Below are 21,863 nucleotides of genomic sequence, written 5' to 3'. Positions count from 1 at the left end.
AGGAATATCGCCAAACCCGGCAATCATACGAAACACCTTCGCTACAAACCGCGATATACCGAGGAACCGCCACACGGAGAGACGAATGCCCGCGATCGACTGGGATGCCCTGGACGCCGACAAGTTCACCGACGAAAGCGTCCTGCTGCCGCAGTTGCTGGCACAGGTGCCGCTGACCCAGTCCGACCGCAGCGAGATCGTCGCCAAGGCCGCGACGCTGGTCGAGCGCACCCGTGCCGCCGCCGCCAAGCCCGGCGTGGTCGAAGGCTTCCTCCAGCAATTCTCGCTGGGCACGCAGGAAGGGCTGGCGCTGATGTGCCTCGCCGAGGCGCTGTTGCGCACGCCCGATGCCGCGACCCGCGACCGGCTGATCGCCGAAAAGGTCGGGACCGCCGACTGGGCGGCGCATCTTGGGCAATCGTCCAGCCTGTTCGTCAACGCCTCGACCATCGGCCTGACGCTTACCGGCAAGCTGGTCGGCGACGAAGGTCCGGCGGGGGTCGGCGAAACGATCCGGCGGCTGGCCGGGCGGTTGGGCGAACCGGTCATCCGTCGCGCGCTGGCGGCGGCGGTCGGCATCATGGGCGACCAGTTCGTGCTGGGCGCGACGATCGAGGCGGCGCTGAAGCGTGCCGCCAAGGAAGGCTATCTCTGCTCGTTCGACATGCTGGGGGAGGGGGCACGGACCGCCGCCGATGCCGATCGCTACGAACATATCTATGCCGCCGCGATCGATGCCGTCGGTCGTGCCCGCGCGCCCGGCAGTACCCCCGAACAGGGGCATGGCGTCTCCGTCAAACTCTCGGCGCTGTGTCCGCGCTATGAAGCGGTGCGCGAGGAGGACGTCTTCGCCGACCTCTATCCGCGGATGAAGCGGCTCGCGCTGATCGGTGCCCGCCACAACCTGAACCTCGCGATCGATGCCGAGGAGGCCGACCGGCTGGCGCTGTCGCTCAAGCTGATCGACCGGCTGGCGCGTGAGGCCGAGCTTGGCGACTGGACCGGTCTCGGCGTCGTCGTGCAGGCCTATGGCAAGCGTGCGCGTGGCGTGATCGACGGGCTGGAACGGCTGGCGCGCGACACCGGGCGGCGGATCATGGTCCGGCTGGTCAAGGGCGCGTACTGGGACAGCGAGGTCAAGCGCGCCCAAATCGCCGGGCATCCCGGCTATCCGGTGTTCACGTCGAAGGCCGCGACCGACCTGTCCTATCTGGTCTGCGCGCACAAGTTGATCGCCGCCGCGCCCGCGCTCTACCCACAGTTTGCGACGCATAACGCCCACAGCCTGATGGCGGTGCGGCACATGGCGACGCGCGCGGGCGTGGCGATCGAGCACCAGCGCCTGCACGGCATGGGTGAGGGGCTGTACCGCGCCGCGTCAGGAACCGGCGATAACCAGCTGATCCTGCGGGCCTATGCGCCGGTCGGCGGGCATCAGGAACTGCTCCCCTATCTGGTCCGCCGCCTGCTCGAAAACGGTGCGAACAGCAGCTTCGTCAACGCCCTCCTCGACGAGGAAGTCCCCGCGGCGCAACTGGTCGCCGACCCGGTCGCGGCGGTGGCGGCCTCCCCGCGCCAACATCCGCGCCTTCCGTCCCCATCCGACATCTATCCCGGCCGCGCCAACCCCCTTGGCCGCGACTATTCGATCGCCTCGGTCCGGTCCGGGGCGGCATCGGTACGTGACACCTTCGCCAACATCCACGCCACCCCCCTGATCGGCGGCAAATCGACCCTTGGTGTGGGTGCCGCAACCATGGTCAGCCCCGTCGACCACAGCCGCACCATCGGCTCGGTAAGCCCCGCTACCCCCAGCGAAATCGACCAGGCCGCAGCACTCGCCCGCACCGCCCAACCCCGCTGGAACGCCCTTGGCGGCGTCGGTCGCGGCAAGGTGCTGCGCACGATGGCCGACGCCCTAGACGCGCAGATGGACCGCTTCATTGCCATCCTCTCCGCCGAAGCCGGCAAGACGCTGAACGATGCCGTGGCCGAGGTCCGCGAAGCGATCGATTTCTGCCGCTATTACGCACTGTTGGCCGAAACCCGCTTCGCCGGCCCGACCGTGCTGCCGGGTCCGGTGGGCGAGGTGAACCAGATCGAACTCCACGGTCGCGGCGTCTTCGTCTGCATTTCCCCATGGAATTTCCCCCTCGCGATCTTCACCGGACAGGTCGCCGCCGCACTTGCCGCCGGCAACGCCGTTCTCGCCAAACCCGCCGAGCAAACCCCGCTGGTCGCCCATGAAGCGGTCCGCCTGTTCCACGCCGCCGGCCTCGATCCCGACCTGCTCGCGCTACTCCCCGGCGATGGCGCACAGGTCGGCGCGGCGCTGGTCACGCATCCCGCGATCGCCGGCGTCGCCTTCACCGGCGGCACCGATACCGCGTGGGCGATCAACCGCACGCTGGCCAACCGCAACGGCCCGATCCTGCCGTTCATCGCCGAAACCGGCGGCCTGAATGGCCTGTTCGTCGACACCAGTGCGCTGCGCGAACAGGTCGTCGACGACGTCCTGTTGTCGGCCTTCGGCTCGGCCGGACAGCGCTGTTCGGCGCTGCGCCTGCTGTACCTGCCCAGGGATACCGCCGATGCGGTGATCGAGACGCTGGTCGGCGCGGCGGGTTGCATGGTGTTGGGCGATCCGTCCGATCCGGCGACCGATATCGGCCCGGTCATCGACGCCGATGCCCGTGGCGCGCTGAACGCCCATGTCGAACGGCTGGAGCGCGAGGCGAAGATCCTGTTCCGCGCCGATGTGCGCGGTTGGGACGAACGCGGCACCTATTTCGCGCTGGTCATCGCCGAAGTGCCCAACCCCGACTTCCTCGAACGCGAGGTATTCGGCCCGATCCTGCACATCTATCGCTATGATCCGGCTGATCTCCCCGATGTTGCGGGCAAGCTGGCGGCGCGCGGCTATGGCCTGACGCTCGGCATCCATAGTCGCATCGACCGCTTTGCCGAGGAAGTCGCGGCGCTGGTTCCGGCGGGCAACGTCTATGTCAATCGCTCGATCATCGGCGCGGTCGTCGGCGTGCAGCCGTTCGGCGGCGAAGGACTGTCGGGCACCGGCCCGAAGGCGGGCGGTCCCGACGCGCTGCTGCGCTATGCCGCCGAGCGATCGACCTCGATCAACATCATGGCGAAGGGCGGCGACCCGGCGCTACTCAACCTGTAACGGCGCGCACTTCGCAGCGACCCACGCCGCTGTCTCGAGGTCGAGCAGCGGCGTCAGCAGGTCGGCGACGCGAGCGTGATAGGCATCGACCCACGCCCGCTCGGTCGGCGTCAGCAGCGCCGGTACGATCAGCGTCCGCTCGATCGGCACGAAGGTCAGTGTCTCGAATCCCAGCATCGGCAGGTCGCCGCCGGGGATGTCGCGTTCGACTACCAGCAGCAGGTTTTCGATGCGGATGCCGTATTCGCCCGCCTTGTAATAGCCCGGCTCGTTCGACAGCATCATGCCGGCGCGCAGCGGCTCCATCGGTCCGCCGCCCGGATAATTGGGCGCACCGATCCGCTGCGGTCCTTCATGCACCGACAGATAGCTGCCGATGCCGTGGCCGGTGCCATGCGCGTAATCGAGCCCTGCTTCCCACAAGGGCCGTCGCGCGAAGCCGTCGATGTGCCCGCCCAGCGTTCCGTCGGGGAAGATGGCGGTGTCGATCGCGATATGCCCCTTCAGCACGCGCGTGAAGCGGTCGCGCATTTCGTCGGACACGGCCCCGACCGGCATGACGCGGGTGATGTCGGTAGTGCCATCGGCATACTGCCCGCCTGAATCGATCAGATAGAGCTGGCCGGGCAGGATCGCCGCGTCGCTCTCGACCGTCGCCTTGTAGTGTGGGCTGGCGGCGTGCGCGCCGGTGGCGCTGATCGTGTCGAACGATAGGTCGCGTAAGCATCGGGTTTCGGCGCGCATCGCCTCCAGCCGGTCGGATGCCGACAATTCCGTCAGCGTGCCCGACGGTGCGGTTTCCTCGAACCATTTCAGGAAGCGGACCATCGCCGCACCGTCACGTGCCTGCGCTGCGGCGTGGCCGGCGATCTCGACGGGGTTCTTGATCGCCTTGGCAAGAACGGTCGGATCGCGTTCGGCGACGATCGTCGCGCCGCCCAGTCGCAGCGTTTCGTGGATCGCCGCGACGGCACGATCGGGGTCGGCAGCGACGCGCTTGCCGGCGAACTGGCCGAGCGCGTCCTTGAACGCCGTCATCGGCCGGACCGTCACCGCGTTGCCGAGATGGCGGACGACATCGTCGCCGACCTTGCCGGGCGCGGCGAAGAGATCGGCGGTGCCGTCGGCATGAACGATCGCATAGCTGAGCGCGACCGGGGTATGCGCCACGTCCGTCCCGCGCACGTTGAATGTCCATGCGATCGAATCGAGCGCCGACAGGATCACCGCGTCCGCCCTTCGTTCGGTCAGCCATTCGCCGATCGCCGCACGCTTTTCGGCAGAGGTGCGACCGGTCAGCGCATCGTCTTGCACACCCATCGGCGCGGGCGAGGGGGCGGCGCGATCGCGCCAGAGCGCGTCGATCGGGTTGGTGTCGATCGCCGCCAGCTCCGCGCCGGCATCGGCCAGCGCCTCCCGTGCGGACGCGACCCAATCGACCGTCGCCAGCCATGGATCATAGCCGATCCTATCACCGGCCTGCACGGCACCCCGCAGCCAGTCGGTCATCGACGTCGCGGGCACCTGCACGAACTGCCAGTCGGCGGCGTCGACCTGTTCGCGGACCTGCAGCGTGTAGCGGCCGTCGGTGAACATCACCGCCGTGTCGCGCAGCACGACCGCGCTGCCCGCCGACCCCTTGAACCCGGTCAGCCAGGCGAGGCGCTGGGCATAGTCGCCGACATATTCGCTCATATGTTCGTCGGTCAGCGGCACGACGAACCCGGTGAGGTTCAGCGTGGCGAGGCGGGTGCGCAGGGCGACAAGGCGTTCGTGGTAGTTGTTGGTCATGGCCGCGTGGTTACCAGCCACGACCGCGTCACAAAAGCACAACCGAACTCGACGTCGGCAACGGCGCGTCCCATATGGGCGTCCTATGACCAGACCCATTCCGCCGATCGCCGAACAACGTGCCCACACCTTCGAACGCCATGGCATCGTCGTCGACGATCCATGGGCATGGCTGCGTGACCCGAATTATCCGAAGGTCGAGGACGAAGACGTGCTCGCCTATCTGAAGGCGGAGAACGACTATTTCGATGCGGTGATGCGCCCGCATCAACCGTTGATCGATACGCTGTTCACCGAGATGCGGGCACGGATCAAGGAAGATGACGCGACCGTGCCGCAACGCGACGGCGACTGGTGGTACTGGTCCGATTTCGAAACCGGCGGCGAGTATCGCCGCTGGTGGCGCAAGCCGGTGGCGGGCGGTGCCGACGAACTGATCCTCGACGAACCGGCGCTGGCCGAGGGCAAGGAATATTTCCGGCTGGGCGCGCTGTCGGTCAGCCCCGACGGGCGGCTGCTCGCCTATGCGATCGACGATGACGGCGGCGAGCGGTTCGAGGCGCAGGTCAAGGATCTGGCGACCGGCGAATTGCTGGCCGACGTGATCCCGGGAACGCTGTCCGAACTGGTGTGGACGGCCGACTCCACCGGCTTTCTCTACGGTCTGGCCAACGAACAATGGCGCACCGACAATGCCCGGCTGCACCGCATCGGCACTCTCATCGAGCAGGACATCGAACTGTATCACGAGGCCGATGAGGGCTGGCGGGTATCGGTCGGCGAGACCCAGTCGCGGCGCTTCCTTGTCATCTCGGCGGGCGACCACGTCACCAGCGAGGTACGGCTGATCCCGGCCGACGATCCGACCGCCGAACCGATCCTCGTCCGGGCGCGCGAGGAACATGTCGAATATGATGTCGAGGAGCATGACGGCACGCTGTTCATCCACACCAACGACACCCATCCGAACTTCCGACTTGCGACCGCGCCGCTGGAACGGCCCGGCGACTGGCAGGAGTTGATCGCGGCCGACCCGCATTTCTACATGACCGGGATCACGACCTTCGCGAAGCTGTTCGTCGTCGAAGGGCGGCTCGACGGGCTCGATCAGATCCGGCTGCATGACTATGCGGGCGGGGCGGCGCGGCCGATCGCGTTTCCGGAGGCGAGCTTTGTTGTCGGGCTGGGCGACAATCCGGAATATGACGTCGATACCCTGCGGCTTGGTTATGAATCGATGGTCACGCCGGGCACCGTCTACGACTATGACGTCGCAAGCGGCGGTCTGACCGTCCGCAAGGTGCAGACGATCCCGTCGGGCTACGACTCCGCCCGCTATGCGACCGAGCGGCTGCACATCACTGCGCGCGACGGCACCGCGATCCCGTGTTCGGTGGTGTACCCGAAGGACTTCCCGCGCGACGGGACGGGCAAGCTCTATCTCTACAGCTATGGCGCGTATGGCTATGCGATCCCGCCGGGTTTCTCGACCAGCCGCATGTCGTTCCTCGACCGCGGCATGGCGTTCGCCATCGCCCATATCCGGGGTGGCGACGACCTTGGCCAGCAATGGTATCTGGACGGCAAGCTGGAGAAGCGGACCAACACGTTCAACGACTTCGTCGATGTGGCGAAGGGGCTGATCGACCTCGGCTTCACCGGGAAAGGGCGGATCGCGATTGCCGGCGGATCGGCGGGTGGCGAGTTGATGGGGGCGGTAATGAACTCCGACCCCGAGCTATGGGGCGCGGTGGTGGCGAGCGTACCGTTCGTCGATGTGCTGAACACCATGCTCGACGACAGCCTGCCGCTGACGCCCGGCGAATGGCCCGAATGGGGCAATCCGATCGAGGACAAGGCGGCGTTCGAACTGATCCGGTCGTACAGCCCGTATGACAATGTGACCGCACAGGCCTATCCGCCGGTGTTCATTTCGGGAGGACTGAACGATCCGCGCGTTACCTATTGGGAGCCGGCCAAGTGGGCGGCGCGGCTCCGCGCAACCAAGACCGACGATAATGTGCTGCTGCTCAAGACCAATATGGGCGCGGGCCATGGCGGCAAGTCGGGGCGGTGGGAGAGTTTGCGCGAGGCGGCCGAGGAGATGGCGTTCGTGCTGTGGCAGTTGGGGGTCGAAGCGTAAGTCGTTGCCGGGAGGGAGGGGGGAAGTCCGCGAGTGATCCGGTCGGGGAAGCCCCCTCCCCGCAGAGCGGGGAGGATTTAGCGTTTGACCCGCGTCACATGGCCCATCTTGCGGCCGGGGCGGGCTTCGTTCTTGCCGTAGAGGTGTAGATGCGCGCTGGGTTCGGTCAGCAGTGCCTGCCACTGGTCGACATCGTCGCCGATCAGGTTGGTCATCTCGACCCGCGTCCCGGTGAGGCCGGTGCCGCCGAGCGGCAGGCCCAACACCGCGCGGACATGGTTCTCGAACTGCGACGTCTCCGCACCCTCGATCGTCCAGTGGCCCGAGTTGTGGACGCGCGGGGCCATTTCGTTGAACACCGCGCCGTCGGCCCCGCAGAAGAATTCAAGCGTCAGCACGCCGACATGGTCGAGCGCGTCAGCCACCTTGCAGGCCAGCGCCTCGGCCTCGGCCCGCCACGGTTCGATCGACGGGGCGGGGACGGTCGAGGTGTCGAGGATGCCGTCCTTGTGGACATTCACCGGTGACGGATACAGCGCGACCGTACCATCGACACCGCGTGCCAGCACGACCGAGAATTCCTGTTCGAAGTCGACGAACGCTTCGAGGATCGCTGGTCCGCCGCCGATCGCCAGCCATGCCGCGCTGGCGTCGTTGGGCGACAGCAGCCGGGCCTGCCCCTTGCCATCATAGCCGAAGCGGGTGGTCTTGAGCACCGCCGGGCAGCCGACGGTGTCGATCGCCGCATCGAGCGCGGCGCGGTCGGCGACCTCGGCCCAGCGGGCGGGACGGCCGCCCAATGCCTCGACGAAGCGCTTTTCGCGGACCCGGTCCTGCGCGACCGCGAGCGAGCGGGCCGACGGGCGGACCTTGTCGCCCAGCGTCTCGATCGGGGCGGCGGCGATATTCTCGAATTCGTAGGTGACGACGTCGACCTGCCGGGCGAAGGCGCGCAACGCGTCGATATCGTCATAGTCGCCGCGGCTATGCGCGAAGGCGATGTCGTTGGCCGGGCCGCTGTCGGGTGCATAGACATGGATGCGGTAGCCGAGCTGCGCGGCGGCGACGCCGATCATCCGGCCGAGCTGGCCCGATCCGATGATGCCGATCGTCGATCCGGGGGGCAGCGGTGTCATTGCGGATCGATCGCCACGCCATCGGTCTGCGCGGACCGCCACGCGTCGAGCCGTTCGGCCAGCGCATCGTCGGCGGTGGCGAGGATCGAGGCGGCGAGCAGGCCGGCGTTGATCGCCCCCGCCTTGCCGATCGCCAGCGTGCCGACCGGAACGCCGCCGGGCATCTGCACGATCGACAGCAGGCTATCCATGCCCTTCAGCGCGTGCGATTCGACTGGCACGCCCAGCACGGGCAGGCGGGTCATCGACGCGACCATGCCCGGCAGGTGGGCCGCGCCGCCGGCACCGGCGATCACGACCTTCAGCCCGCGCTGCACCGCGGTCGTCGCATAGTCGACCAGCCGGGCGGGGGTGCGGTGCGCGGAGACGACCTTCGTCTCATGCGGAACGCCGAGTTTGGTCAGGGTTTCGGCGGCGTGGCGCATCGTCTCCCAATCGGAAGTGCTGCCCATGATGATGCCGACCAACGGTGCGTCGTTCATTGTCTGCCCGTAACGCTTGGGGGAGGGCGCTGCTTAGGCAAGGGGCCGAAACAGGGCAAGCGGAAGGATGCCGCGGCGGCGTATTCAAATGCCCAAAGGTCACAAAGGTCACACTCGTGAGCAGTTTGTGCGGTGGATGTTTTGCGAGGTCAAAGAGCGGCGGCCGGGGTCTGGGGCCAGAGGGGAGTTTGGCGGGGGTGGGGCGTGTAGGAAAGGGGTTTGCGGCCCTGACCTTATGCCCTCCGTTTGCTTCGAGCAGAGGTTCGAGCTTGTCGAGAGCCGTCGCCGAAAGGGTTTCCCCAAACGGGGCGTTCTCGACGGACGCTTCTCGACTTCGCTCGAAGCTGCTCGAACCAAACGGTAATCTGTATGGGTACGTTAGACGCGCTTACCGCTCGCTGAGATAGTAGCGGTCGGTCGGCGTCAAATCGTCGGTCAGTTCGTACACGATCGGCTGACCGGTCGGGATTTCGAGGCCGGTAATCTCGTCATCGGGAATGCCCGACAGATGCTTGACCAGCGCGCGCAGCGAGTTGCCGTGTGCCGAGATCAGGACGCGCTTGCTGGCCTTCAGTTCGGGGGCGATGCGGCTTTCCCAATAGGGGAGGACGCGGTCGATCGTGTCCTTCAGGCTTTCGGTCTGCGGAATGTCGATCCCGGCATAGCGGCGGTCGGCCGACAGGTCCCATGGGCTGTCCGCTTCGGGCAGCGGCGGCGGCACGTCGAAGCTGCGACGCCAGATCTTGACCTGTTCATCGCCATGCTTGGCCGCGGTCTCCGCCTTGTCGAGCCCGGTCAGGCCGCCATAATGCCGCTCGTTCAGGCGCCAGTCCTTTTCGACCGGGAGCCACAGGCGGCCCATCGCCTCCAGCGCGAGGTTCAGCGTCTTGATCGCGCGCGTCTGATAGCTGGTGAAGCAGACGTCGAAATCATGCCCCTTTTCGGCGAGCAACTCGCCCGCTGCCTTGGCTTCGCCCTCGCCCTTCTCGGTCAGGTTGACGTCCCACCAGCCGGTGAAGCGGTTTTCGAGATTCCAGGCGGACTGGCCGTGGCGGATCAGGACGAGCGTGGGCATGTGGCCTCCATTGCGGTTGTCGGGGTCGCGACTAGCCTAAAGCGGGCGGGAGAGGAACCGGTTGAAGGCGGTCGCAACGTAGCCACCGAAGGGCGGGCAGGGCACGAAGCCGTTGCGGGCGTACAGCCGGTGGGCCGCATCGAACATCGTGCCGGTGCCGGTTTCGAGCAGCAGGCCGGTCAGGCCCGCCGCCCGCGCATGGCCGACGATGTGGTCGAGGATCGCCTGCCCGGTGCCACGACCGCGTGCCGCGGGATCGGTACGCATCGATTTCACCTCGCCCGTACCGTCGCCGAGCGTGCGCAACGCGCCGCAGCCGAGCAGGCCTTCGCCGTCCCATGCAGTGAAGAACGCGATGTCGGGCGTCGCCAGCCTTGACAGGTCGAGCGCGTAGACGCTGCCCGGCGGCGAACTGGCGTGCATATCGACGAGATGCGCCGCCAGCAGCGCTGCGGTGGCCGGATGATCGAGGCCGCCCGGACGGACGATCACCGCGTGATGTCCGCCAGCACCTCCAGCCAGCTATGCGCCAGCCGTTTCGACCGTTCGGGCGACCAGCCGAATTCGGGATCGGGATTGGGATCGTGATCCTTGAACGGCATTTCCAGCGTCATGCCGAGCGCGCCGAAGCGGTTGGCGATCTGGTTGGTCGACATCGACAGGTTCGCCCGTCCGGCGGCCGATATGGGATAGCCGAGCCTGGTCTGGAAATCGGGCGTAGCCGCCGCCCATGCCGCGCCGAACGCGGTGAAGCGCGCGCCATGCTCGTCGGTCCAGTTGGGGATGCCTTCGTAGCCGGCGATGAAGTTGGCGGGAATCGCTTCGTCGCCGTGCACGTCGATGGCGATGTCGACGCCGGTCTCGTCCATGCGGCCGAGGACGCACAGCACTTCGGGGCTGCGCTCCGCCGACGGGGCGTGCCATTCGCGGTTGAGGTTCACGCCCGCGGCGTTGGTGCGCAGATGGCCGCGATACGACCCGTCGGGGTTCATGTTGGGGACGCAGTGGAAGGCCATGCGCTGCCGCAGATCGGTAGCGACCGCGTCGGCCGGATCGGTCAGACGTTCGAGCAGCCCCTCCATGAACCATTCGCACATCGATTCGCCGGGATGCTGGCGGGCATAGGCCCAGACCTGCAACGGGCCATCGCCGAGCGTCAGATAATCGATCGCGCGACCGTCGAGGCTCTGGCCCAGTTCGCGGTGGACGACCCCCGGCCGCACCGCGATGCGCGCGATCAGGTCGTCGTGGCGATCCATGGTGTAGGGCGCGAAATAGGCGAACCACGCGAGATCGGTGTCGTAGGTCGCGCTGAAGGTGAGGACGCCGTCGGCATAGCCGGTATCGACCTGTCGCCATGCCGTGCGGTCGGTGCTCATCCGCGTGGCGTAACCGGGCCAGCCGAACGCATAGGCCGATCCGCCGGCGTTGACGATGCGGAACGTCAGCGTTCGGCCGCGTGCGCCGGCGACGCGGAAATGGAACCATTGGTAGAAGTCGGACGCGCGGTCGGCGACGATCTCCAGATCGATCACGTCGCCCTGAATGGCGACCAAGCGGATATTGCCGCTGTCGAACGCGGCGTTGATGGTGATGCTCATTTCACCGTCGTAGTGATTCCCGACTCGCCTGGGAAGTTGCGGAACATCGCGTTTGCCAGACGATCCGCCTGGAACACCGGCTGCGCACCCGGCGTGTTTTCCAGCGAATCGGTGAGCGCGCGCGCTTCCCAGATGGTCGTCGAATCGCTGCGGCGGCGGATCTGGACCATCATTTCCGTCCCGACCACCTCTCGCTGCCCGCCGCCGATGCCGAAGCCGACTCCGCCGCCCAGACCGACGCCACCGCCGCGCCAGCCACCGCCGCCACCGCCCGCGCCGATGCCGATCGACACCGGAGGGCGCTTCTCGACGAAACCTCGGGTGGCGCGGGTAAAGCCGACCGAGACGATCAGGTCGGACGGGCCGGTGCCGGCACGGACAAAGCCGATCTTTTCCATCTCGCGACCGACGGCATTGGCATAGTTCTGAAATTCGGGGCTGACGCTGCCGTTGGTCGACAGCGGTTCGAGCGAAAAGCTGCCCCGCGCGACCGGCTGGCTCAGGTGGAAGCGGGTGACATCGACCGGGCGGACGCGCGATCCGGTGGTGGTACAGCCCGATGCCAGAACCGCCGCTACGGCCATCACCCCGAATCCGAACGCCTTGTTCATACGACTCACCTTCGTTTACGACACGACCGATTGCTGAAATGCCCAACGCGTATCGGCGGCGGAAGGGTTCATTGCGATGGTGTTTCGATCGGCACGCCGTTCCGCTCTTGACGAATGGCCCGGCCGGCGATAGCTGGACGCCTCTTTTCCGGCCGTGCGAGCGGCCCTTTTGCCGTTTGAGAGCCGTGACATGAAGATCGTCAATTCGCTGAAGTCGCTCAAGGATCGCCACCGGGACAACCGCGTGATCCGCCGTCGCGGCCGTATCTACGTCATCAACAAGACCAACCGCCGCTTCAAGGCCCGCCAGGGTTGATTCGCGGTCGGTGCGGCCCGATCGGGCTGTGCCGGTGGGTGATTCGGACAGGCATCCGACCCTTGGTGGGTCGGGTGCCTTTTCGTGTTGTGGGTTTGGCGAATTTCATTCTTGGCGCGTAGGCGGGAAGCCATAGACGCTGCTGCTTCGGTCAGACCAGCGACGTCGGCGTGTTTGGACCCCCGCCTGGGCGAGGGTGACGAGAGGAAGTACATCGTCCGGAAGACCCACGGACGGGGCCTTAGATCGTCCCTTGCGACGCGGCGTTTCGCGGCAGTTTCGGTTCGGAACAGGCGATCAGGACGCGCAACTCCTTGCCCGATCCGAACGGGCGGGTCGCGCGGCCGGTCGGTACCTTCGCCAGTTCGATCCGGAGCGGCGCGGGCAATACGGCATAGGGGACGTTCGGGCGCGAGGTCAGCGTGCCGGAGAAAATCCGGTCCTTCCTGTAGCGCGCGGCGATGCGGGCGGCGTCGGGGCAGGCGCGGATCGTGCGGGTGTCGGCGGTGAAGGTCGCGACGGCCCGGGTCCGCTCGGCAGTGCTCAGCGTATCGGGCAGGCGGACTTCGAATTGCAACAGGTCGATGCGACGCTGGTCGAGAAGGGGTGGCCTCGCCGACTGCGCGACGAACGCCAGTGCGACCAGCGCTGAGATCATGCGGGAACCGCCGTGCCCGCCGATCCTACCGCTGCCGCCGCGGCCGCCGTCGCGTCGTCGAGTACCGTCCAGCCCGCCGGTCCGAGGATTTCGAGCGGACGGAACTTGGTCTTGTACGTCATGCGTGGCGACCCTTGCACCCAATAGCCGAGATAGACATAGGGCAGGCCGGTGGCGCGTGCGCGGCGGATATGGTCGAGGATGATGAACGTGCCGAGGCCGGCGCGCGCCTCGGGATCGGTTTCGAAGAAGCTGTAGACCATCGACAGCCCGTCGGCCTGTTCATCGGTGATGCACGCGCCAACCAGCCGGCCGGGTACGCCGTCGACCGATGGCTCGCGATATTCGATCACCCACGAACTCACCGGCGAATGTTCGACCATGTCGGCGAAGTCGGTTTCGTCCATTGCGGTCATGCCGCCGCCGGGATGCCGCACCGACAGATAGCGCCGCAGCAGGCGGAATTGTTCGTCGGTCGCCCATGGCTTGCACGCGCGAATGTCGAGATCGGCGTGGCGGCGCATCAGCTTGCGCTGGGTTGCGTTCATCGTGAAGTCGCTGGCGACGACCCGCACCGAGACACAGGCGCTGCACCCGACGCAACTGGGGCGATAGGCGACCGACTGGCTGCGGCGAAACCCGATTCGGCCGAGCGCTTCGTTCAGTTCGTCGGCATGGGGGCCGTTGAGTTCGGTAAAGACCTTTCGTTCCTGCCGCCCCGGCAGATAGGGGCAGGGCGCGGGAGAGGTGACGAAGAAGCGGGGGAAACGAAACGGCGCGGTCACCCAGGGTTCCTTCGATCAGACATGCCGAACGGGATTAGCGCCGAAGATATGGCGATTATCCTAACCGACGGAAAGCGGGTCGCGATTGTTTATCCGCGCGATCGCTTCCCGTTCCGGAACATGGAGCGCTAGGCCAGCTCGACCGTGCTCACCTCATAGCCGCCCGCGCGCAGGCCGTCGATCAGCCGGTCGAGATGGTCGCGGTCGCGTGTCTCGCATTCGATGTCGGTGATGAGACCCTTGGCCGGCAACGTCGTGAAGACGCGCTGATGATAGACCTCGATGATGTTGACCGCGTGTTCGTGAAAGATTTTCGCGACGTGGAACAGCGCGCCGGGGCGGTCCTGCAACCGGATGCGCAACCGCGCGAGACGACCCGACCGGGCGAGATCGCGAAGCAGGACGTTGGCGAGCAGGCGCGTGTCGATATTGCCACCGCACAGCACGATGCCGACAGTCTTGCCCTTGAACCGCTGTCCATGACCCAGCAGCGCGGCGAGCCCGGCGGCGCCGGCCCCCTCGACCACGGTCTTCTCGATCTGGACCAGCAGGCTGACGGCTTCTTCCAGCTGGCGTTCGCTGACGAGCACGATGTCGTCGACCAGCGCCGCCACGACCTGCGCAGTCAGCCCACCGGGCTGTTTGACCGCAATCCCCTCCGCCAGCGTATCGCCCGCGCACTCCATCGTGGTGCCGTGCAGGCGGTTGTACATCGACGGGAACAGCTCGGCCTGCACCCCGACGACCTCGATCTTGCGATCGGCCGCACGGGCTACGGTCGCCATGCCGCTGATGAGGCCGCCGCCGCCGATCGGCACGACCAGCATGTCGATGTCGGGCACGTCCGCGAGCATTTCGAGCGCGACGGTGCCTTGCCCCGCCATGATCCGGGCGTCGTCGAACGGGTGGACGAAGGTCAGTCCCTGTTCGGCCTCCAGCTTCAGCGCATGGGCATAGGCTGCGTCGAAGGTTTCACCCTCCAGTACGACGGTCGCGCCGTGGCTCTGCGTCTGCATGACCTTCACGGTCGGAGTCGGGCGCGGCATCACGATGGTGACGGGCACGCCCAGCCGGTTGCCGTGATAGGCAAGGCCCTGCGCATGGTTGCCGGCGGAGGCGGCGATGACGCCCTTCGCACGGGTGGCCTCGTCGAGTTGCAGCAGGGTGTTGAGCGCGCCGCGTTCCTTGTAAGCGGCGGTGAACTGAAGGTTTTCGAATTTCAGATAAACGGTCGCGCCGGTCATGTCGGACAGGGTCCGGCTGATGAGCGTCGGCGTGCGCACGATCGAGCCGCCGATCCGCATCGCCGCGGTACGAACATCGTCGACGGTTAGGGGCAGGGCGGACGGAGCGATCGGGTTGGTAGACATCGCGGGCGGGTAGCCGATTTGGCGGAAAAGGGGAACCCGTCGACCCGGCGCGCGTCTGCTTGGGTGAAATCGCTCCAGCCGGAAAGCCGAACCATGACCGATACCGATCGCCGCACCTTCGTGGCCGGCGCCGCCCTTGCCGGCGTCGCCGCCAGCGCCGCGCCTGCCGTCGCGCAGGGTACGCAGCCGACCACCGCCGCACCCGCCGCCTATCCCAAACCGCCGTTTCCGGTGCAGCGTCAGCCATGGCCAGGTCTCGCGTCCAAAATGAATCCCCGGCCCGATCATGGCGAGCAAAGCTACAAGGGGTCGGGGCGACTGTCGGGCAAGAAGGCGCTGATTACCGGCGGGGACAGCGGCATCGGTCGCGCCGCCGCCATCGCATACGCCCGCGAAGGCGCGGATGTCGCGATCAACTACTTGCCCGCCGAAGAACCCGATGCGCGCGAAGTCGTCGCGCTGATCCGTGCGGCGGGGCGCAAGGCGGTGGCGATTCCCGGCGACCTGCGCAACGAAGGCTTTTGCCGGCAACTGGTCCAGCAGGCGGCGGCGCAACTGGGCGGGCTCGACATCCTCGTCAACAATGCCGCGCGGCAACAGACCCGGCCGGATATCGCGTCGATCTCTTCGCAGGATTTCGACGATACGATGAAGACCAACGTCTATGCCCCGTTCTGGCTGACCAAGGCGGCGGTCGAGCGGATGGGGGCGGGGTCGGTGATCGTGAATACCTCGTCCGAGCAGGCGGGCGATCCGTCGCCCGATATCGTCGATTACGCGCTGACCCGTGCGGCGGTGCTGAACTTTACCAAGGCGATGGCCAAGCAACTGGCGGCGAAGGGGATTCGCGTGAATGCGGTCGCGCCGGGGCCGTTCTGGACCCCGTTGCAGGTAAGCGGTGGTGCGACGCCGGAGAAACAACAGACGTTCGGCAAGAGCAGCCCGCTGGGGCGGCCGGGGCAGCCCGCCGAGATCGCCGGGCTGTATGTGGCGGCGGCGGACCCGTCGAACAGCTTTTCGACCGGGCAGATCTTCGGCGCGACCGGCGGGGGTGGGCAGCCGGCGTAACGGAACGTCACAGCTGCCATTTGGCGTCACTCCCGCGGAGGCGGGAGTCCATATGCGCTGACGTTTGGTATGGAGCCGAACCGGTAGCGTTTATGGATTCCCGCCTGCACGGGAAGGACGGTGGAGATCGGGAGTGACGACGGGCGCGCGGGAAGCGTGCGCCCGATCACATCGCCTCTTTCCCGCGCCGCGCGAAGTCCATAGACCGCAGCCCCATGGCAAAACTCGCATTCATCGGCACCGGCGTCATGGGCGCACCCATGGCCGGTCACCTCGTTTCCGCCGGCCATCAGGTCACCGTCTACAACCGCACTCGCGCCAAGGCGGAGGCGTGGAGCGAAAAATATGGCGGCGACGTCGCCGACACTCCGGCGGCGGCCGCCGCGGGGGCGGACGCGGTGTTCGCCTGTGTCGGCAATGACGACGATCTGCGGCAGGTGACGCTAGGCGCCGATGGCGCGTTCGGCGCGATGCAAACCGGCGCGCTGTTTGCCGATCATACCACGGTGTCGGCGGCGATCGCGCGCGAACTCGCCGAGGCGGGCGGAGCGCGGGGGCTGCTGGTCCTCGATGCGCCGGTGTCGGGCGGACAGGCCGGGGCCGAGAATGGCAAGCTGTCGATCATGTGCGGCGGCACGCCGCAAGTGTTCGCGGCGGCCGAACCGCTGATGCAGGCCTATGCGCAGCGGATCGTGCATGTCGGCGACGCGGGCGCGGGGCAGACGACCAAGATGGTCAACCAGATCTGCATCGCGGGTGTGCTGGGCGGCCTGTCCGAAGCATTGCGGTTCGCGCAGACGTCCGACCTTGATCTCGACAAGGTGCTGGAAGCGGTGTCGGGCGGTGCGGCGCAGAGCTGGCAGATGGTCAATCGCTGGCCCACCATGGCGCAGGATCAGTTCGATTTCGGCTTTGCGATCGACTGGATGCGCAAGGATCTGGGGCTCGCGCTCGACGAATCGCGGCGCAACGGCGCGACGCTGCCGGTGACGGCGCTGGTCGACCAATTCTATGCCGAGGTGCAGGCCATGGGTGGCGGGCGGCAGGATACCAGCGCGCTGGTGCGAAGGATCGCGAAATGATTCGCCATGCCCTGACCGTCGCCGCGCTGCTCTTGGCCGGGACCGCGCAGGCTGACGGACTGGTCGACAACATCAACGGCGTTGCGCTGGATTCGCAGGGGAAGGTGGTGCGGTTCGGCGGCATCCTGATCGACCGCGAGGGCAAGGTCGTGCGGCTGGTGCCCAAGGGCGAGAAGGCACCGAAAAAGCTCGACTGGCGCAGCGACATGGGCGGGCGGGTCGTGATGCCGGGTATGATCGACGCGCACGGCCATGTGATGTCGCTGGGCTATCGCGCCCTCGAACTCGACCTGTCGAACACCAAGTCGCTGGCCGATGCGCAGGCGGCGATCCAGTCCTATGCGCGGAGCAACGGCAACCGGCAGTGGATCGTCGGCGGTGGCTGGAACCAGGAGGCATGGGGGCTGGGGCGGTTCCCGACCGCTGCCGAACTGGATGCGGCGGCCGGGGACAAGCCGGTGTTGCTCGAACGTGCCGATGGCCATGCGGTATGGGCGAACGGCGCGGCGATGAAGGCGGCGGGGATCACCGCCAAGACCGTTGCCCCGGCGGGCGGGCGCATCGAATTGCTGCCGAATGGACAGCCATCGGGCGTGTTCGTCGACAATGCCGCCAGCCTGTTCGACGCCGCCAAACCCAAACCGTCGCCGCGCGAACGCAATGCCGCGTTCCTGAAGGCGCAGGAGATGCTGCTGTCGAACGGTATTACCGCGACGGCGGACATGGGAACGTCGGTCGACGACTGGCTGGTATTCCGGCGGATGGGCGATATCGGCCAGTTGCGCGTGCGGATCATGAGCTATGCCGCCGGGCTCGAACCGGCGCTCACGATCGCCGGCGCGGGGCCGACGCCGTGGCTGTATGGCGACCGGCTGCGCATGGGCGGGATCAAGCTGTATGCCGATGGCGCGCTGGGGTCGCGCGGGGCGTGGCTGAAGGCGCCCTATGCCGATGCGCCCAAGCAGAGCGGGCTGTCGTTCATCAACGATACGACGCTGCTGAACCTGTTGAGCCGGGGCACGATGGACGGGTTTCAATTCGCCATCCATGCGATCGGCGACCGTGCCAACGGCCAAGTGCTCGACGCGATCGACGAACTGGCGGCGTCGTACAAGGACGATCGCCGCTGGCGGATCGAACATGCACAGGTGCTCGATCCCGCAGACCTGCCGCGGCTGGGCCGGAACGGGATCATCGCGTCGATGCAGCCGGTCCATGCCACCGGCGACCGGACGATGGCCGAGGCCCGGCTGGGGCCGGCGCGACTGACCGGGGCCTATGCGTGGGCGACGGTGCTGCGGGATGGCGGGCGGCTGGCGTTCGGATCGGACTATCCGGTCGAACATCCGAACCCGTTCATCGGCTGGGCGGCGGCGTTCACGCGCGAGGATGCCAGTGGCCAGCCGCCGGGCGGGTGGCGTCCCGAGGAAAAGGTGACGCGCGAGCAGGCGTGGAAGGCGTTCACGCAGGATGCGGCGTTCGCCGGGTTCGCCGAACAGCGCTTCGGATCGCTGCTGCCGGGACAGAAGGCCGATTTCCTGGTCGTCGATCGCGATCCAGTCGCGGCGAGCGCGGCGGACCTGCGCGCGACCAAGGTCATCGAGACATGGGTCGGCGGGTACAAGGCGTGGCCGATCGTCGAGAAGGTAAAGGCCGAGGCCGGGCGGTAATATTCTCCAGGTCCGGGGGTACGGGGAGTGTGGCAAACGCAACCGTCCTGCGTGTGGAGGCTCCCCTCCACCAGCTGCGCTGGTCCCCCTCCCCGTGCCGGGGAGGAATTGGTAAGTCCGGCGGTGTAGATCGATCGTGAACAGGAGAATCGATGCAGGTGGCGTGGCGGACCGGTTTGGGGATGGCGTTGCTGATCGGCGTCGCGGGGGCGACTGCGGGCGGGGCGTCGCTGTTGCTGCGCGCCAGCCCGCCTGTCGTGAAGGCCGCGCCGGTGGTCGCTGCGACGGCGGTTGCTCTGTCGGTGCCGACCCCGACGCCTTCCCCGTCGCCGCTTGCCGCACCCGAAGCGATGGTCGTTCGCCGGGTGCTGCCGATCGAGGGGCCGTTCACCCATGGCCGCTGGGTGTGGGATGAGGACGGTGCGCCCGCCACCGGGCGGTTGGTCGTGACCATCGACCTCGATGCGCAGGTGCTGTCGGTGTTCCGCGATGGCTATGAAATCGGTGCGGCGGTCGTGCTGTACGGGGCGGACTGGAAACCGACGCCGCTCGGCGCGCTGAAGATCACCGAGAAGGATGCCGACCATGTCAGCAACCTGTACGACGCGCCGATGCCGTACATGTTGCGGCTGACCAATGACGGCATTTCGATCCATGGCAGCGATGTACAGGAAGGAGGGGCGACGCATGGCTGCATCGGCGTGCCCACCGCTTTTGCGAAAAAGCTGTTTGCGGTGACGCGGCTCGGAGATCGGGTCATTATCACCAACGGCAAACGGTTGGCGATGGGTGGTGCGATTACCTAGGGTTTTGCGCTGACGGCGATGGTTTCGCCGCCGCGAGCGTAATTTGGACCTCGGCAGGGTCGCTGGTACAAGCCGTTGTTTTGCTTGGCTCTTGGACCCCCGCCTGCGCGGGGGTACGGTCACCCTGTGGTTGAGCGCGCGACGTTCGTAGCGGACCCGACTTGATCCGGGGTCCCGCTTTCGATTGCGGTTGAAGTCATTTCGTCGGTTTTTTCACCCGGCCCGCAACGCCATCACCCCGGCTTTCGCCGGGGTGATGTCGCGCGCGGGGGAGGTGGAAACCAGTTCGTCAGGCGACGGCGGCTTCGCCCACTTCATCGGGTTCGCGCAGCACATAGCCACGGCCCCAGACGGTCTCGATATAGTTCTCGCCTTCGCAGGCCATGCTGAGCTTCTTGCGCAACTTGCAGATGAAGACGTCGATGATCTTGAGTTCCGGTTCGTCCATCCCGCCATAGAGATGGTTGAGGAACATTTCCTTGGTCAGCGTGGTGCCCTTGCGCAGCGACAGCAGCTCGAGCATCGCATATTCCTTGCCGGTCAGGTGGACCCGCGCGCCGTCGACGTCGACCGTCTTGGCATCGAGGTTCACCGCCAGCTTGCCGGTGCGGATCACCGACTGGGAATGCCCCTTCGACCGGCGGACGACGGCGTGGATGCGCGCGATCAGTTCCTCGCGGTGGAACGGCTTGGTCACGTAATCGTCGGCGCCGAAGCCGAACGAGCGGACCTTCGAATCCATCTCGTCGATGCCCGACAGGATCAGGACCGGCGTCTGCACGCGCGCGACCCGCAGCTTCTTTAGCACGTCATAGCCGTGCATGTCGGGCAGGTTCAGGTCGAGCAGAATGATGTCGTAATCATACAGCTTGCCCAGATCGAGGCCTTCCTCGCCCAGATCGGTCGTGTAGATATTGAACCCTTCGGTCGTCAGCATGAGCTCGATCGCCTTGGCGGTATTCGGCTCGTCCTCGATCAGTAGCACGCGCATCGGCAGTCCCCCGTTTCGCGGCACGCGTTCCAAAACCCTGCGCGCGACCAAAACATTAACGTAAACACCTCTGAACGCAAAAGGTTAATTTCCCACTAATGCGAAATGTTCCATGAAATCTGTTGGTTAAGGTAGCGGGCATGATTTCCTTCCTAACCGCGGGGGCAAAGGGTCCGGAAGCGGCTGGAAAAAAAGTCGATCAGCACCCCGACGCGGGCCGGACGCAGCGTGCCGGGCGGGGTCAACAGGTGCAACGCGACCGCCCCGTTCGACCAGTCGGGCAACACCGGTTCGAGCGTACCGGCGGCGATATCGGCATCGACCAGAAAGTCGGGCAGGCGCGCGACACCGAGACCGAGGCGGAGCGCGGGCAGCATCGCCTCGCCATTGTTCACCGCCAGCGGGCCGCCGGGCCGGACGCTCACTTCTTCCTCGCCGCGCCGGAAATGCCAGAGCGGATTGGGCATGTTGGTGTAGCGGAAACAGGCATGACCGCCGAGATCGGCGGGATGGGTCGGGCGGCCCCGCTCCTGCCAATAGCACGGCGAGGCGACGATCCGCACCGCGACCGGACCCAGCCGCCTCGCGCGCAGCGAACTGTCGGGCAGTTCGGCGATTCGCAGCGCGATGTCGATGCCGTCGGCGACGATGTCGACCTTGGCGTCGGACAGGGTCAGGTCGATCTCGACGCCCGGATGCGCTTTCAGAAAGTCGGCGACGGCCGGCGCGACATGGGTCTGGCCGAACGACATCGGTGCGGCGACCCGCACCAGCCCGGTCGGGGCGGCAGCGGCGTCGCGCGCCTGTTCCTCCGCCGCCTGCGCCTCCGCCAGGATGCGGCCGGCACGCTCCGCCAGCGATTGACCGGCGTCGCTTAGCGTCAGCCGGCGCGACGTGCGGTGGAACAGGGTGGTGCCGAGCGACACTTCCAGCCGGGCGACGGCTTTCGACACCGTCGCCTTCGATACGCCGATCGACTGGGCGGCAGCGCTGAACGAGCGATGCTCGACCACGCAGGCGAACATCGCCCATGCTTCGAAATCGGGAAGCCGCATATATCCTCCATCGCGAAACGATCGGTTTCCGACGTTTCCATT

General features: G+C 66.7%; 19 protein-coding genes. 7 read left to right on the top strand and 12 right to left on the bottom strand.

The features are described 5' to 3' along the window. Nucleotides 1–85 precede the first annotated feature (85 nt). Nucleotides 86–3,181: a bifunctional proline dehydrogenase/L-glutamate gamma-semialdehyde dehydrogenase PutA gene (gene putA / locus ASE90_RS02865; RefSeq protein WP_055995653.1), complete on the top strand. Its 3,096-nt coding sequence runs from the start codon at nucleotides 86–88 to the stop codon at nucleotides 3,179–3,181. Here the strand turns inward: putA and ASE90_RS02860 are convergent. Next, nucleotides 3,167–4,972 carry an aminopeptidase P family protein gene (locus tag ASE90_RS02860; RefSeq protein ID WP_055995650.1) on the bottom strand — a complete coding sequence of 602 codons (1,806 nt, stop codon included), beginning with the start codon at nucleotides 4,970–4,972 and terminating at the stop codon, nucleotides 3,167–3,169. The genes putA and ASE90_RS02860 overlap by 15 nt on opposite strands. An 85-nt stretch (nucleotides 4,973–5,057) precedes the next feature. Here ASE90_RS02860 and ASE90_RS02855 point away from each other — a divergent pair, with 85 nt between their 5' ends. Then, nucleotides 5,058–7,115 carry a S9 family peptidase gene (locus tag ASE90_RS02855; RefSeq protein ID WP_055995647.1) on the top strand — a complete coding sequence of 686 codons (2,058 nt, stop codon included), beginning with the start codon at nucleotides 5,058–5,060 and terminating at the stop codon, nucleotides 7,113–7,115. Nucleotides 7,116–7,192: 77 nt separating this feature from the next. Here the strand turns inward: ASE90_RS02855 and ASE90_RS02850 are convergent, their stop codons facing one another. The 6 genes from ASE90_RS02850 to ASE90_RS02825 all read right to left on the bottom strand — a co-directional run bounded on the left by ASE90_RS02850 (nucleotide 7,193) and on the right by ASE90_RS02825 (nucleotide 12,020). Continuing rightward, nucleotides 7,193–8,251, bottom strand: a complete 1,059-nt coding sequence (locus tag ASE90_RS02850; RefSeq protein WP_055995644.1) for a 5-(carboxyamino)imidazole ribonucleotide synthase — start codon at nucleotides 8,249–8,251, stop codon at nucleotides 7,193–7,195. Further along, entirely contained in the window at nucleotides 8,248–8,733 is a 486-nt protein-coding gene (purE, locus tag ASE90_RS02845) for a 5-(carboxyamino)imidazole ribonucleotide mutase (RefSeq protein WP_055995641.1), read from the bottom strand. The genes ASE90_RS02850 and purE overlap by 4 nt, the downstream gene beginning before the upstream one ends. A gap of 388 nt (nucleotides 8,734–9,121) precedes the next feature. Continuing rightward, entirely contained in the window at nucleotides 9,122–9,808 is a 687-nt protein-coding gene (gene gpmA, locus ASE90_RS02840; RefSeq protein WP_055995638.1) for a 2,3-diphosphoglycerate-dependent phosphoglycerate mutase, read from the bottom strand. A 36-nt stretch (nucleotides 9,809–9,844) separates the two neighbouring features. Further along, nucleotides 9,845–10,300 carry a GNAT family N-acetyltransferase gene (locus ASE90_RS02835; RefSeq protein ID WP_055995635.1) on the bottom strand — a complete coding sequence of 152 codons (456 nt, stop codon included), beginning with the start codon at nucleotides 10,298–10,300 and terminating at the stop codon, nucleotides 9,845–9,847. After that, nucleotides 10,297–11,409, bottom strand: a complete 1,113-nt coding sequence (locus tag ASE90_RS02830; RefSeq protein ID WP_055995632.1) for a M14-type cytosolic carboxypeptidase — start codon at nucleotides 11,407–11,409, stop codon at nucleotides 10,297–10,299. Before ASE90_RS02830 ends, ASE90_RS02835 begins: the two co-directional genes overlap by 4 nt. Next, nucleotides 11,406–12,020: a DUF4136 domain-containing protein gene (locus ASE90_RS02825; protein ID WP_055995629.1), complete on the bottom strand. Its 615-nt coding sequence runs from the start codon at nucleotides 12,018–12,020 to the stop codon at nucleotides 11,406–11,408. Before ASE90_RS02825 ends, ASE90_RS02830 begins: the two co-directional genes overlap by 4 nt. A gap of 190 nt (nucleotides 12,021–12,210) precedes the next feature. Between ASE90_RS02825 and ykgO the strand changes: the two genes are divergently transcribed. Next, the gene (gene ykgO / locus ASE90_RS02820) at nucleotides 12,211–12,336 is read left to right on the top strand and encodes a type B 50S ribosomal protein L36 (protein ID WP_055755695.1); all 126 of its coding nucleotides are present in this window, start codon (nucleotides 12,211–12,213) and stop codon (nucleotides 12,334–12,336) included. 241 nt (nucleotides 12,337–12,577) lie between these two features. On the opposite strand, the gene ASE90_RS02815 is transcribed toward ykgO, so the two are convergent. The 3 genes from ASE90_RS02815 to ASE90_RS02805 form a co-directional block, all read right to left on the bottom strand. Continuing rightward, nucleotides 12,578–12,994 (bottom strand): hypothetical protein, encoded by a 417-nt coding sequence (locus ASE90_RS02815; RefSeq protein WP_055995626.1) that lies wholly within the window; start codon nucleotides 12,992–12,994, stop codon nucleotides 12,578–12,580. Continuing rightward, on the bottom strand, nucleotides 12,991–13,779 hold the full coding sequence (locus ASE90_RS02810) for an arginyltransferase (protein WP_055995623.1): 789 nt from the start codon (nucleotides 13,777–13,779) through the stop codon (nucleotides 12,991–12,993). The genes ASE90_RS02815 and ASE90_RS02810 overlap by 4 nt, the downstream gene beginning before the upstream one ends. Before the next feature lie 128 nt (nucleotides 13,780–13,907). Next, nucleotides 13,908–15,149, bottom strand: a complete 1,242-nt coding sequence (locus ASE90_RS02805) for a threonine ammonia-lyase (RefSeq protein ID WP_055995620.1) — start codon at nucleotides 15,147–15,149, stop codon at nucleotides 13,908–13,910. Nucleotides 15,150–15,242: 93 nt separating this feature from the next. On the opposite strand from ASE90_RS02805, the gene ASE90_RS02800 reads away from it, so the two are divergent. The 4 genes from ASE90_RS02800 (at nucleotide 15,243) to ASE90_RS02785 (ending at nucleotide 19,775) form a co-directional block, all read left to right on the top strand. Continuing rightward, entirely contained in the window at nucleotides 15,243–16,217 is a 975-nt protein-coding gene (locus ASE90_RS02800; protein WP_055995617.1) for an SDR family oxidoreductase, read from the top strand. Nucleotides 16,218–16,432: 215 nt separating this feature from the next. Next, nucleotides 16,433–17,299, top strand: coding sequence for an NAD(P)-dependent oxidoreductase (locus ASE90_RS02795; RefSeq protein WP_055995614.1), 867 nt, complete (start codon nucleotides 16,433–16,435; stop codon nucleotides 17,297–17,299). After that, complete coding sequence (locus tag ASE90_RS02790) at nucleotides 17,296–18,969, top strand: amidohydrolase (RefSeq protein WP_055995611.1); 1,674 nt, start codon at nucleotides 17,296–17,298, stop codon at nucleotides 18,967–18,969. Before ASE90_RS02795 ends, ASE90_RS02790 begins: the two co-directional genes overlap by 4 nt. Nucleotides 18,970–19,121: 152 nt before the next feature. Continuing rightward, entirely contained in the window at nucleotides 19,122–19,775 is a 654-nt protein-coding gene (locus tag ASE90_RS02785) for a L,D-transpeptidase family protein (RefSeq protein ID WP_235531631.1), read from the top strand. 289 nt (nucleotides 19,776–20,064) lie between these two features. Here ASE90_RS02785 and ctrA read toward each other — a convergent pair whose 3' ends face one another. Both ctrA and ASE90_RS02775 read right to left on the bottom strand, forming a co-directional pair. Continuing rightward, nucleotides 20,065–20,766, bottom strand: coding sequence for a response regulator transcription factor CtrA (ctrA, locus tag ASE90_RS02780; protein ID WP_055995608.1), 702 nt, complete (start codon nucleotides 20,764–20,766; stop codon nucleotides 20,065–20,067). Between the two features lie 152 nt (nucleotides 20,767–20,918). After that, nucleotides 20,919–21,821, bottom strand: coding sequence for a LysR family transcriptional regulator (locus ASE90_RS02775; RefSeq protein WP_055995605.1), 903 nt, complete (start codon nucleotides 21,819–21,821; stop codon nucleotides 20,919–20,921). Nucleotides 21,822–21,863 lie beyond the last annotated feature (42 nt).

Origin of the sequence: Sphingomonas sp. Leaf67 (assembly GCF_001421965.1) — a bacterium.
Taxonomy (GTDB): domain Bacteria; phylum Pseudomonadota; class Alphaproteobacteria; order Sphingomonadales; family Sphingomonadaceae; genus Sphingomonas.
Note: the sequence above shows the minus strand (reverse complement) of the source record. Positions and strands in the feature narration are given on the sequence as shown.

Coding starts and splice junctions, on each gene's coding strand:
- ASE90_RS02815 (WP_055995626.1), bottom strand. CDS start 12,994: ATGATCTCAGCGCTGGTCGCACTGGCGTTCGTCGCGCAGTCGGCGAGG.
- ASE90_RS02785 (WP_235531631.1), top strand. CDS start 19,122: ATGCAGGTGGCGTGGCGGACCGGTTTGGGGATGGCGTTGCTGATCGGC.
- ASE90_RS02795 (WP_055995614.1), top strand. CDS start 16,433: ATGGCAAAACTCGCATTCATCGGCACCGGCGTCATGGGCGCACCCATG.
- ASE90_RS02805 (WP_055995620.1), bottom strand. CDS start 15,149: ATGTCTACCAACCCGATCGCTCCGTCCGCCCTGCCCCTAACCGTCGAC.
- putA (WP_055995653.1), top strand. CDS start 86: ATGCCCGCGATCGACTGGGATGCCCTGGACGCCGACAAGTTCACCGAC.
- ASE90_RS02775 (WP_055995605.1), bottom strand. CDS start 21,821: ATGCGGCTTCCCGATTTCGAAGCATGGGCGATGTTCGCCTGCGTGGTC.
- ctrA (WP_055995608.1), bottom strand. CDS start 20,766: ATGCGCGTGCTACTGATCGAGGACGAGCCGAATACCGCCAAGGCGATC.
- ASE90_RS02855 (WP_055995647.1), top strand. CDS start 5,058: ATGACCAGACCCATTCCGCCGATCGCCGAACAACGTGCCCACACCTTC.
- gpmA (WP_055995638.1), bottom strand. CDS start 9,808: ATGCCCACGCTCGTCCTGATCCGCCACGGCCAGTCCGCCTGGAATCTC.
- ASE90_RS02860 (WP_055995650.1), bottom strand. CDS start 4,972: ATGACCAACAACTACCACGAACGCCTTGTCGCCCTGCGCACCCGCCTC.
- ASE90_RS02800 (WP_055995617.1), top strand. CDS start 15,243: ATGACCGATACCGATCGCCGCACCTTCGTGGCCGGCGCCGCCCTTGCC.
- purE (WP_055995641.1), bottom strand. CDS start 8,733: ATGAACGACGCACCGTTGGTCGGCATCATCATGGGCAGCACTTCCGAT.
- ASE90_RS02825 (WP_055995629.1), bottom strand. CDS start 12,020: ATGAACAAGGCGTTCGGATTCGGGGTGATGGCCGTAGCGGCGGTTCTG.
- ASE90_RS02850 (WP_055995644.1), bottom strand. CDS start 8,251: ATGACACCGCTGCCCCCCGGATCGACGATCGGCATCATCGGATCGGGC.
- ASE90_RS02830 (WP_055995632.1), bottom strand. CDS start 11,409: ATGAGCATCACCATCAACGCCGCGTTCGACAGCGGCAATATCCGCTTG.
- ASE90_RS02790 (WP_055995611.1), top strand. CDS start 17,296: ATGATTCGCCATGCCCTGACCGTCGCCGCGCTGCTCTTGGCCGGGACC.
- ykgO (WP_055755695.1), top strand. CDS start 12,211: ATGAAGATCGTCAATTCGCTGAAGTCGCTCAAGGATCGCCACCGGGAC.